This window comes from Streptomyces sp. NPDC127084 (genome assembly GCF_042724175.1).
Taxonomy (GTDB): domain Bacteria; phylum Actinomycetota; class Actinomycetes; order Streptomycetales; family Streptomycetaceae; genus Streptomyces.
Genome location: NZ_JBHXFA010000088.1, coordinates 14,428 through 25,010, shown reverse-complemented (window position 1 = coordinate 25,010; position 10,583 = coordinate 14,428). Strand labels below are relative to the sequence as shown.

The window sequence follows — 10,583 nt, the reverse complement described above, 5'->3', positions numbered from 1 at the left end:
GGCCGGGGTGCCCTGCCGGACGGCGGCTGGTCAGACCACCGCGCCGCGGCCTGGATCGTCGTCCTCCTCGTCGTCCCCGTGCGACATCCGCGCCACCAGGGTGATGAACCCGCCGACGAAGCCGCCGACCCCGAGCGTGGTCAGCCACCACGTCATGTTCCAGCCCAGCAGCACGGCGAGCAGCAGCAGCACCGGGCCGCCGATCACGGCAAGCCAGGCGAACTTGGCGGTTGTGTCGGCCTCGGGCAGCGGCGGTGGCTCGGGTGGCACGAAGTGGCCCTCGTCCGACTCGCCGAGGTCGTCGTCGCTCGCCTCGGGCACCTCGTAGTCACGGGGGCCCGTGCCGAGGCCGACGCCAGGCGCGAACACGATCGAGCTGCCCAGCGGCTTGACGGAGCCGGGGCCGCGCTCGACGTCCTGGTCGGCATCGCCGGAGTCCTCGGAAGCGGGCGGCCCGCTCTTCGAGGACTTGTCCGGCTTCCTGAGCTTGTCAGGCTTGTCGGGCTTGTCAGTCTCGTCCGGGCTGTTCAGGTCGTCCGGGAGTGCCAGATCCTCGATGGACCTGAACGGTCTGGCACCCGGCGGGTCGGACGGCTCCTCGCCATAGCCCGCGACGATCGCCGCCCACGCGGCCTCCTCGTCGATCGGCTGCGGCTCCGGGTCGCGGTCGTCCCGGTCCGCGTCGTGCTGATCAGCCACCGGATGTGCTTCCCTTCTTCCCGCCGCTCGGAGACCTACCGGCATCCGGGGCGAGTCGGCCGATGAACGCGTAGCTCTCCTCGAAAATCAGCTCCGCGTCGTGGTCCAACGTCGCCACGTGGTAGCTCTGTTCCAGCAGGATCTCCTTGACCTCCTGGGACGACACACGGCTGAGGATCCTGGCCGAGTCGACAGGCGGCACCACATGGTCCTGCGGGCTGTGCAGCAGCACCATCGGCTGGGTGACCTGGGGCAGCTCCCCGTCCACGAGCTTCAGGAATTCACGCAGGGAATGCGCCGCCCGCAGCGGCACCCGGTCGTAGCCGACCTCTTCCGAGCCCGCCTTGGCGATATCGCTGGCGATGCCCTTGGTGCTGGGGATCAGATGCCGGGCCACCGGAAGCGCCTTGGCGGCGAGACCGTGCATCTTGTTCGCCGGGTTGACCAGCACGATGCCGCTGATCGCGTCGCCGTGCTTGGCCGCGAGCCGCAGTGTCAGCGCACCGCCCATGGAGAGGCCGAAGACGAACACCTGGCTGCACCGCTCCGTGAGCGTGCGCAGCTCCCTGTCCACCTCCGCGTACCAGTCCTGCCAGCCGGTCAGCTGCATGTCCTTCCAACGGGTGCCGTGGCCGGGCAGCAGCGGCAGCGAGACGGTCAGACCTCGCTCCGCCAGATACTCCGCCCAGGGGCGCAGCGACTGTGGGGAACCGGTGAATCCGTGGCAGAGAAGGACACCGACTTCGCCACCCTCGTGGCGGTAGGGCTCAGCTCCAGGCAGTACCGGCACCGGGCGTCTCCTGTTCGTGAGAGGCAATCGCAAGACGACAAGTTCAAGAGCGAGAAAGAAAGGCAGGGCATCGCGAGGATCGCGGGGACCCGGGGCAGTGGACCGGTTCTGAGGCCGGGTCCCGGCCCCGAGTCGATCCGCAGTCGATCCGCCGACGATCCGAAGGTGCCTTCACGGTACGCGACGGCGCTGACACCGACTAGGTCCGAGGGCGCCTCAGCGCGGCACCAGGAGGCAGGGCCTCCTACCCGCACGGGTTAAGGTCTTTGCGTCGGACACCAGGAAGGCATTCGAGTTGATCTACGGCGCCATGAAGTTCTCCCTCGGAGGGTCGCTGAAGCTTGCCTTCAGGCCCTGGGTGGAGGGCCTCGAGAACATTCCCGCCGAGGGGCCCGCGATCATCGCGAGCAACCACCTGTCCTTCTCGGACTCCTTCTTCCTGCCCGCGATGCTGGACCGCAAGGTGACCTTCATCGCCAAGGCCGAGTACTTCACCTCGCCCGGAGTGAAGGGCAAGCTGACCGCCGCCTTCTTCAAGGGCGTGGGTCAGCTCCCGGTGGACCGCTCGGGCGCGCGCGGCGCGGGTGAGGCGGCCATCAAGAGCGGTATCGACGTGATCAAGCGCGGAGAGCTGTTCGGTATCTACCCCGAGGGCACCCGGTCGCCCGACGGGCGGCTCTACCGAGGCAAGCCGGGTGGTCTCGCACGGGTGGCGCTGGCGACGGGCGCGCCCGTCATCCCCGTCGCGATGATCGACACCGAGAAGATCCAGCCCCCTGGCAAGCTCCTGCCCAAGCTGATGCGACCCGGTATCCGGATCGGCAAGCCGCTCGACTTCAGCCGCTACCACGGCATGGACCACGACCGCTTCATCCTGCGCTCGGTGACCGACGAGGTCATGTACGAGATCATGAAGCTCTCCGGTCAGGAGTACGTCGACATCTACGCCAGCGCCGCCAAGCGCCAGATCGCCGACGCGGAGAAGGCCGCGAAAGCGGCGGCGAAGGCAGCGGCCAAGGACTCCGCGACCGAGGACTCCGCGGCCCGGCAGTCCGCGGCATCCGGCGCGGAGGACGCGGCCGCGGCCCACGCGGTCACGGAGGACGCAGCAGCGGAGGCTGCCACAGCGGAGCGGCGCGACGCCTGACAGCGCCGTAAGGTCCGCCGCCCGGCGACGGCGGGCGCGAGGGGTGACGGAGGAGGAGCATGCCCAGACGTGAGCGGGTCGTCCGGATGTCGGTCGAGCTGCCGCTGTGGCGCGCCCTGACCGCGTACCGCTTGCTGACGGCGGGTTACGCCGTGCTGCTCTTCGTCTTCGGCCGCGTCAGGTTCGAGCACCCGTGGGTGGCCATCGGCTATCTCGCCGTCCTGGGCATGTGGACCCTGGCCACCCTCCCCAGGGTGGCCAACGCAGCGAGCTGCACCAAGCGCTTCCTCACCGCCGACATCACCATCGCCCTCACCGGCATCCTCCTCACCCCGCTCGCCGACACCGACGCCCAGCGCATCGACCTGCCGACCCTGCCGTCGATCTGGACCGCCGGTTCGGTCCTCGCGTTCGCGATCAAGGGCGGCTGGCGCTGGGCCGGTTTCGCCTCCTCGCTCGTCGCCGTGGCCAACATCATCGAGCGCGGCGAACCCAGCCGGGACACCTTCCACAACGTGCTGTTGGTGTGGGTCGCCTCGATCGGCATCGGGTACGTCGTGCAGATCGCCCGCGCCTCGGAACTCACCCTGGCCCGCGCCCTGGAGATCGAGGCCGCCACCCGGGAGCGGGAGCGGCTTGCCCGCGACATCCACGACAGCGTCCTCCAGGTGCTGGCGATGGTGCAGCGCCGTGGCACCGCACTCGGCGGGGAGGCCGCCGAGCTGGGCCGGATGGCGGGCGAACAGGAAGTCGCCCTGCGGACCCTGGTCTCCGGCGGCCTGCTGCCGACGCCACGGGTCTCGGAGGACGAGACCCAGGGCGCGCTCGTGCGGGTCGTGAACGAGCCCGGCGGCCCGCCGGGGGACGAGGAACCCGTGGCTGACGGCGACGGGGCCCCGCGCGATCTGCGCACCCTGCTCACACCGTATGCCGGAGCCGGCGTCACCCTGTCCGAACCGGGTGCGCCCGTTCCCCTCCCGTCGCGCGAGGCGCGCGAGCTGGCCGCCGCCGTGGGCGCCGCCCTGGACAATGTCCGCAGGCACGCCGGTGACGGGGCGCAGGCCTGGATCCTGGTGGAGGACTGGTCGCACGAGGTGATCGTGACCGTACGGGACGACGGTCCGGGCATTCCGGAAGGGCGGCTCGCCCAGGCCGAGGGAGAGGGCAGACTCGGAGTGGCGCAGTCGATCCGCGGCCGGCTGCGGGACATCGGCGGCACGGCCGAGCTGGTCTCGGTGCCGGGGCAGGGAACGGAAGTCGAGCTCAAGGTCCCGCGCGGGACACGGGGGAAGGCGAAGCGATGACGAAGACCACCGGCGGGCCGGACACGGCGGAGAACACCGAGGCCCCGATCCGGGTCATGGTCGTGGACGACCACCCGATGTGGCGGGACGCGGTCGCCCGCGACCTGGCGGAGGCCGGCTGCGATGTGGTGGCGACAGCGGGCGACGGCCCGCAGGCGGTACGGCGCGCCCGTGCCGTGTCGCCCGACGTCCTCGTGCTCGACCTCAACCTGCCCGAGCTGCCCGGTGTCCAGGTCTGCAAGGAAGTGGTCGCGGCGAACCCGGCTCTGCGAGTGCTGGTGCTGTCGGCGAGCGGTGAGCACGCGGACGTTCTGGAGGCGGTGAAGTCGGGTGCGACCGGCTATCTGCTGAAGTCGGCCAGCACGGAGGAGCTGATCGACGCCGTGCGGCGGACCGCCGTCGGCGACCCGGTGTTCACGCCCGGCCTGGCCGGTCTGGTCCTGGGGGAGTACCGGCGGCTGGCCGCGGAGCCCGTACCCGCGCCTGGCACGGACCAGCCGAAGGCGCCCCAGCTCACCGATCGGGAGACCGAGGTGCTTCGGCTGGTCGCCAAGGGGCTGTCGTACAAGCAGATCGCCGAGCGGCTCGTCATCTCGCACCGCACCGTGCAGAACCATGTACAGAACACCCTCGGCAAGCTCCAGTTGCACAACCGCGTCGAACTGGTGCGGTACGCGATCGAGCGCGGGCTGGACGACGTCTGATCATGCCGATCACTCGTCCGAGTGAATCGAGGCGGAGCGGCGGACACCGATAGCCGCCCGCCGTATGGGATTTCAGCTGATATGCCGTCCCGTGGTGACCTGGGTCACTACTAGCGTGGCTCCCCTATGCCACCACCGACGGCGAAGGGAACTTCCATGCGGGTCGGAGTACTGACCGGGGGCGGCGACTGCCCGGGGCTCAACGCGGTCATCCGCGGCATCGTCCGCAAGGGCGTCCAGGAGTACGGATACGACTTCACCGGCTACCGGGACGGCTGGCGCGGGCCGCTGGAGGGCGACACCGTCCCGCTCGACATCTCCGCCGTACGCGGAATCCTGCCCCGCGGGGGGACCATCCTCGGCTCGTCCCGCACCAACCCGCTCCAGCAGGACAACGGCATCCGCCGGATCAAGGAGAACCTCGCCAAGCACGAGGTCGAGGCCCTCATCGCGATCGGAGGCGAGGACACCCTCGGGGTCGCGGCCAGGCTCGCCGACGATTACGGGATCAACTGCGTCGGCGTGCCCAAGACCATCGACAACGACCTGTCCGCCACGGACTACACCTTCGGGTTCGACACCGCGGTCGGTATCGCCACCGAGGCCATCGACCGGCTGCACACCACCGCCGAATCCCATATGCGGGTGCTGGTGGTCGAGGTGATGGGCCGCCACGCGGGCTGGATCGCCCTGCACTCGGGCCTCGCGGGCGGCGCGAACGTCATCCTCATCCCGGAGCAGCGCTTCGACATGGAGCAGGTGTGCGCCTGGGTCACCTCCCGTTTCCGTGCCTCGTACGCGCCGATCGTGGTGGTCGCCGAGGGCGCGATGCCGAGGGACGGCGACATGGTCCTCAAGGACGAGTCACGCGACTCCTTCGGGCATGTGCGGCTCTCCGGCGTCGGCGAGTGGCTGGCGAAGGAGATCGAGCGCCGCACCGGCAAGGAGGCCAGGACCACCGTCCTGGGCCACGTCCAGCGTGGCGGAACCCCCAGCGCCTTCGACCGCTGGCTCGCGACCCGATTCGGCCTGCACGCGATCGAGGCGGTGCGCGACGGGGACTTCGGGAAGATGGTGGCGCTGCGCGGCACGGACATCGTCCGCGTCCCGATCTCCGAGGCGACGGCGAGGCTGAAGACGGTCGACCCCTCGCTGTATCAGGAAGCCGGCGTCTTCTTCGGCTGAGCGGCGAGCGGCCGGAGCCGGAGCCGGAGCCGAGCGAAGCCGGGCCCGGGAACCGCCCGCAGCCGCCGGGCCGGGTCCGGGCCCGACTTCGTACACGCACCGGTCAAGCCCGGACCCCGGCCCGTCCTGGGGGTACCCCGGGGCGGAGTCGGGCGAGGTCGGGGACAGGCACTCCAGGCGACGCGGCGGGGTGTGGCACCCCGGACGCCCCCGCAGGGTGCAGCCCCAGTCCTGCGAGGCGGAAATGCCCTGGGCGAGCCCGGCGGCCCAGGCCCGCCCCGGGGGTCCCGGGGCGGTATCCGGGGGAGGCCGGGACCGGAGACTCGGTCACCGCCGCTGGGTGCGGCCCACCGCGGCGAATCCCCGACGCCGCCCCTACACCGAAGGAGCCCGGACCAGCCCCTTCAGTAGCGCGCGCACGATCTCCGGACCCCGCAGGGTCAGTACCGACTCCGGGTGGAACTGGATCCCCGCGAATCCGTTCCCACGCAGCGCGTGGACCTCGTTCGTACCCGTGTCGCGGCTGACCTCGATTCCGAGGGCCGACAGCCGCTCCCGCGCCGCCTCGTCGCACACCGCCGAGAAACTGTTGTAGAAGCCGACCGTCTCCTCCTCACCGAAGAGACCGATCCGCACCTGGGCACCCTGGAACGGAGTGTCCTTGCGGGCGATCGGCAGGCCGAGTTCCGCCGCGATCAGCTCGTGCCCCAGGCAGACGCCGAGCAGCCCATGAGGCCCGCCGCCCGCGCCCCTGCCCAGCAGATCGGCCGTCAGCGAGCGCAGGAAGCGCATCTTCGGGTCGCCGCCGTCCGACGGGTCACCCGGTCCGGGGCCGAGCACGACCGTCCCCTCGTGGGCGAGGGCCGCTTCGCGTAGACCGGGCTCGTCGTAGCGGCGCACGGTCACCTCCAGGCCCGCCCCCCGCAGCACATGGGCCAGCATCGCGGTGAAGGTGTCCTCGCCGTCCACCACCAAGGCGTGCCCGGTCGCCTCCGGAGGCAGGGACTGCATCCGCAGCCAGAACGGCGCCAGACCGTCGCGGCGTGCGGCAAGTGCCGCCCCCACCCGGGGGTCGGCGGCCAGCCGCGGGCGTACCGTACCGGCGTCCCGGGGGGCCCGTACGGGGCGTACCACGCCCAGCGCGGACAGGACCGCCGCGGCCTTGGCGTGGGTCTCCGCGACCTCGGAAATCGGGTCCGAGTGCCGGACCAGCGTCGCGCCGACCGGTACACGCAGCGCACCCGACGCGGAGATGTCCGCGGTGCGGATGAGGATGGGGGAGTCCAGGGTCTGTGCCCCGTTCGCGTCCTGCCCGAGCAGGGCCAGGGCCCCCGCGTAGTAGCCGCGCCCGGTGGGTTCGTGGCGGGCGATCACCCGGCAGGCGTTCTGCACCGGGGAGCCCGTGACCGTCGCGGCGAACATGGTCTCGCGCAGCACGTCCCGCACATCGAGCGAGGAGCGCCCGCGCAGCTCGTACTCGGTGTGCGCGAGGTGCGCCATCTCCTTGAGCCGCGGGCCGATCACCACACCGCCCTTGTCGCCGACCGTGCACATCATCTTCAGCTCCTCGTCCACCACCATGGAGAGCTCATCGGCCTCCTTGCGGTCGGCGAGGAAGTCCAGCAGCCCGTCCACCGAAGGCCCGGTGGCCGGGTAGCGGTACGTTCCGCTGATCGGGTTCATCACCACGGTCCCGCCCGACATCCGGACGTGCACCTCAGGACTCGCGCCCACCAGGGTGCGGTCACCGGTATGCACGACGAACGTCCAATACGCGCCCCGCTCACCCTCAAGCAGCCGCCTGAACAGGGCGAGCGCGTCGGACCTGTCGAAACCGGGGATCTCGCCCGTGAACGTGCGCCGGACGACGAAGTTGGCCCCCTCGCCCCGCCCGATCTCGTCCTCGACGACCCGGCGCACCGTCCGCGCGTACTCCTCGTCCCCGATGTCGAAGACACCGCGCTCGACCCGCACCTCGTGCCCGGGCAGCCGGTCCAGCAGCTTGTCCGTCGGCAGCTCGTACGCCTCCTCCGCGACCAGTACCGCGAGCGGGGTGCCGTCGTCGCGCACCTCGAAACCGCGCTCCCTGATCTGCCGGAAAGGCACCAGCGCGAGCGAGGGCAGCCCGCCGACGGGGATGTCGGCCAGCCGCCGCGCCTCGTGGACCGGGCCGATCAGTACGTCGACGGTGTCCCGGTCGCGGCCGGGAGTGCGCCTGCGCAGCAGCGCGAAGGGGCGGCGGGACTCGCCGTCGTCGTCCAGGAGTCTGCTGATGATGTCCATCGCTGTGTTCCTTCCATGGCGGGGGAGAGCGTCAGGGAGGAACGGCCGTGGAAACGGAAGAAGGCCGCCCCTCGGGCGGCCTTCGCGGTGGTGTTCGGATCTCTCTACAGATCCTCGGGTGCACGCGCGATGAGGTGGGCCGCCGTCTCAGCGGGCCACCACCAGTTCCGGTCGGTCAGCGCGTACACGCGAGGCACCTTAGCAGCGCGCTCAGAACAGCGCGACGGCGATCGAGGTCAGCAGCTGCACCACCAGACCGAGCAGCAGCACGCCGATTCCGCCGACGAAGACCAGCAGGGCGTAGCCACCGGGTGCCGGGGGCGTACCGCGCCAGGCGAGTGCGGACAGCCGCAGACACGCCACCGCCCCCGGGGTCAGCAGCAGCGCCGCCCAGGTCGCGTACGTCACGAACTCGACGGGCGAGGGCTCGAAGGCCGCGCCACCGGTCAGCCGTACCTCGACCCGGGTGCCCGCGGGATAGTCCTCGTCGGCTCCCACCAACACCACGTCGTCCTGGGACGCGGGGCCATGGCTTCCCGTGGCGGCGAAGACACCCTCGCAGTCGAGCCCGAGCAGACTGGCGCCGATGTCGTGGTTGCCATGGCACTCCGACACGGTGAGGACCCCGTCGGCCGGGCCCGAGCCCGTCACCGCCGTCAGCCTGGCGCCGAAGACCAGCCAGACCCCCCAGATCGACATGCCGAGGCACAGCACTGCCCCGGTGATCGCCGCTGCCGCCCGCGCGTTTCGCACGTCGTCTAACCGCCCACGCCGCCGGTGTCCATGTCAGTCCCCCATCTGCGGGAGAGCGTATGCAGCGTATACGGGGTGTTCCGGCCCGTGGCCCCCGGGCTTCCTCGTACCAGGGGAGGAGCGCGGCAAGGATCATGGATTGGCGAGGGTTGTCTCAAAAAATGAGCAGAGGTCTGGACTCCGCGTCCGACCCCGTAATGTTGTCGAGGTGACCGTGAACGCTAAGACCACCGACACAGGTGGCAACACCTGGCGAAACCTGCCCGCGGCGCAGCAGCCCGAGTACCCCGATGCCGAGGCTCTGCGCGATGTGATCGCGGACCTCGAGTCGTATCCGCCGCTCGTCTTCGCGGGCGAGTGCGATCAGCTGCGCGCCCGGATGGGAGCCGTCGCCAGAGGCGAGGCGTTCCTGCTCCAGGGTGGCGACTGCGCGGAGGCGTTCGACGCCGTGTCCGCGGAGCACATCCGCAACAAGCTCAAGACCCTGCTCCAGATGGGCGCCGTGCTCACGTACGCCGCGTCCGTGCCGGTCGTCAAGGTGGGAAGGATCGCCGGACAGTACTCGAAGCCGCGCTCCAAGCCCACCGAGACCCGCGACGGGGTGACACTGCCGACCTACCGGGGCGACTCCGTCAACGGCTTCGAGTTCACCGAGGCGGCCCGTATCCCGGACCCCGAGCGCCTCAAGCGGATGTACCACGCGTCCGCCTCGACGCTGAACCTGGTGCGCGCCTTCACCACTGGTGGCTACGCCGACCTGCGCCAGGTGCACGCCTGGAACCAGGACTTCGTGAAGTCGTCCCCGTCCGGTCAGCGCTACGAGCAGCTCGCGCGCGAGATCGACAACGCGCTGAACTTCATGAAGGCCTGCGGCACCGACCCGGCCGAGTTCCGTACCGTCGAGTTCTTCGCCTCCCACGAGGCGCTGCTCATGGACTACGAGTCGGCGCTGACCCGTACCGACTCGCGTACCGGTGAGCTGTACGACGTCTCGGGCCACATGGTGTGGATCGGTGAGCGCACCCGCCAGCTGGATGGCGCGCACATCGAGTTCGCCTCGAAGATCCGCAACCCCATCGGGGTGAAGCTGGGCCCGACCACGACGGTCGACGAGGCTCTCCAGTACATCGACAGGCTGGACCCGGAGCGCGAGCCGGGCCGGTTGACCTTCATCGTCCGCATGGGCGCCGACAAGGTCCGCGACCGGCTCCCCGGGCTGATCGAGAAGGTCACCGCGTCCGGTGCCACGGTGGCCTGGGTGACCGACCCGATGCACGGCAACACCTTCGAGGCGGCCTCCGGGCACAAGACGCGCCGCTTCGATGACGTGCTGGACGAGGTCAAGGGCTTCTTCGAGGTCCACAAGGCGCTCGGTACGCACCCCGGCGGCATCCATGTCGAGCTCACCGGCGACGACGTCACCGAGTGTGTGGGCGGCGGTGACGAGATCTTCGTGGACGATCTGCACCAGCGCTACGAGACGGCCTGCGACCCGCGGCTGAACCGCAGCCAGTCGCTTGACCTGGCGTTCCTGGTGGCGGAGATGTACCGCGACCAGTAGTGATCGCGGGCGGCGACCCCGTGCGGTGGTCGCTCGGCGTCACCCGGCATGACTGTGGGGGGGGGGGGGGGGGTGTTTTGGCGGCCGCGCCGGCCCCGCCGCGGTGGGGGCCCGCGGCTGGGGGGGGGGGGGTGGGTGTTTGATCGAGACAGTGAGT

Annotated in this window: 9 protein-coding genes; 5 read left to right on the top strand and 4 right to left on the bottom strand. The window is 70.6% G+C overall.

Annotation, left to right across the window (positions count from 1 at the left end):
• Positions 1–30: 30 nt before the first annotated feature.
• Positions 31–744 (bottom strand): hypothetical protein, encoded by a 714-nt coding sequence (locus tag ACFWI9_RS20705; RefSeq protein ID WP_387163996.1) that lies wholly within the window; start codon positions 742–744, stop codon positions 31–33.
• The gene (locus ACFWI9_RS20700; protein WP_387163995.1) at positions 692–1,489 is read right to left on the bottom strand and encodes an alpha/beta hydrolase; all 798 of its coding nucleotides are present in this window, start codon (positions 1,487–1,489) and stop codon (positions 692–694) included. The genes ACFWI9_RS20705 and ACFWI9_RS20700 overlap by 53 nt, the downstream gene beginning before the upstream one ends.
• A gap of 310 nt (positions 1,490–1,799) precedes the next feature.
• Between ACFWI9_RS20700 and ACFWI9_RS20695 the strand changes: the two genes are divergently transcribed.
• From ACFWI9_RS20695 to ACFWI9_RS20680, 4 genes are all read left to right on the top strand, one after another.
• The gene (locus tag ACFWI9_RS20695) at positions 1,800–2,636 is read left to right on the top strand and encodes a lysophospholipid acyltransferase family protein (RefSeq protein WP_387163994.1); all 837 of its coding nucleotides are present in this window, start codon (positions 1,800–1,802) and stop codon (positions 2,634–2,636) included.
• 59 nt (positions 2,637–2,695) lie between these two features.
• Positions 2,696–3,940 carry a MacS family sensor histidine kinase gene (gene macS / locus ACFWI9_RS20690; RefSeq protein WP_387163992.1) on the top strand — a complete coding sequence of 415 codons (1,245 nt, stop codon included), beginning with the start codon at positions 2,696–2,698 and terminating at the stop codon, positions 3,938–3,940.
• On the top strand, positions 3,937–4,644 hold the full coding sequence (locus tag ACFWI9_RS20685; protein WP_387163991.1) for a response regulator: 708 nt from the start codon (positions 3,937–3,939) through the stop codon (positions 4,642–4,644). Before macS ends, ACFWI9_RS20685 begins: the two co-directional genes overlap by 4 nt.
• A 156-nt stretch (positions 4,645–4,800) precedes the next feature.
• Positions 4,801–5,829 carry a 6-phosphofructokinase gene (locus ACFWI9_RS20680; RefSeq protein WP_387163989.1) on the top strand — a complete coding sequence of 343 codons (1,029 nt, stop codon included), beginning with the start codon at positions 4,801–4,803 and terminating at the stop codon, positions 5,827–5,829.
• Between the two features lie 375 nt (positions 5,830–6,204).
• Here the strand turns inward: ACFWI9_RS20680 and ACFWI9_RS20675 are convergent, their stop codons facing one another.
• A complete protein-coding gene (locus ACFWI9_RS20675; RefSeq protein WP_387163987.1) occupies positions 6,205–8,112 on the bottom strand; it encodes an anthranilate synthase family protein in 1,908 nt (635 codons plus the stop codon).
• A 210-nt stretch (positions 8,113–8,322) separates the two neighbouring features.
• Positions 8,323–8,865: a hypothetical protein gene (locus tag ACFWI9_RS20670; protein WP_387163986.1), complete on the bottom strand. Its 543-nt coding sequence runs from the start codon at positions 8,863–8,865 to the stop codon at positions 8,323–8,325.
• Positions 8,866–9,079: 214 nt separating this feature from the next.
• Here ACFWI9_RS20670 and ACFWI9_RS20665 point away from each other — a divergent pair, with 214 nt between their 5' ends.
• A complete protein-coding gene (locus ACFWI9_RS20665; protein WP_387164011.1) occupies positions 9,080–10,426 on the top strand; it encodes a class II 3-deoxy-7-phosphoheptulonate synthase in 1,347 nt (448 codons plus the stop codon).
• The last annotated feature ends 157 nt before the right edge of the window (positions 10,427–10,583 follow it).

Bases quoted from the DNA above. Each gene is read 5' to 3' on its own strand.
- ACFWI9_RS20680 (WP_387163989.1), top strand. From the start codon at position 4,801: ATGCGGGTCGGAGTACTGACCGGGGGCGGCGACTGCCCGGGGCTCAAC.
- ACFWI9_RS20675 (WP_387163987.1), bottom strand. From the start codon at position 8,112: ATGGACATCATCAGCAGACTCCTGGACGACGACGGCGAGTCCCGCCGC.
- ACFWI9_RS20685 (WP_387163991.1), top strand. From the start codon at position 3,937: ATGACGAAGACCACCGGCGGGCCGGACACGGCGGAGAACACCGAGGCC.
- macS (WP_387163992.1), top strand. From the start codon at position 2,696: ATGCCCAGACGTGAGCGGGTCGTCCGGATGTCGGTCGAGCTGCCGCTG.
- ACFWI9_RS20705 (WP_387163996.1), bottom strand. From the start codon at position 744: ATGCCGGTAGGTCTCCGAGCGGCGGGAAGAAGGGAAGCACATCCGGTG.
- ACFWI9_RS20695 (WP_387163994.1), top strand. From the start codon at position 1,800: ATGAAGTTCTCCCTCGGAGGGTCGCTGAAGCTTGCCTTCAGGCCCTGG.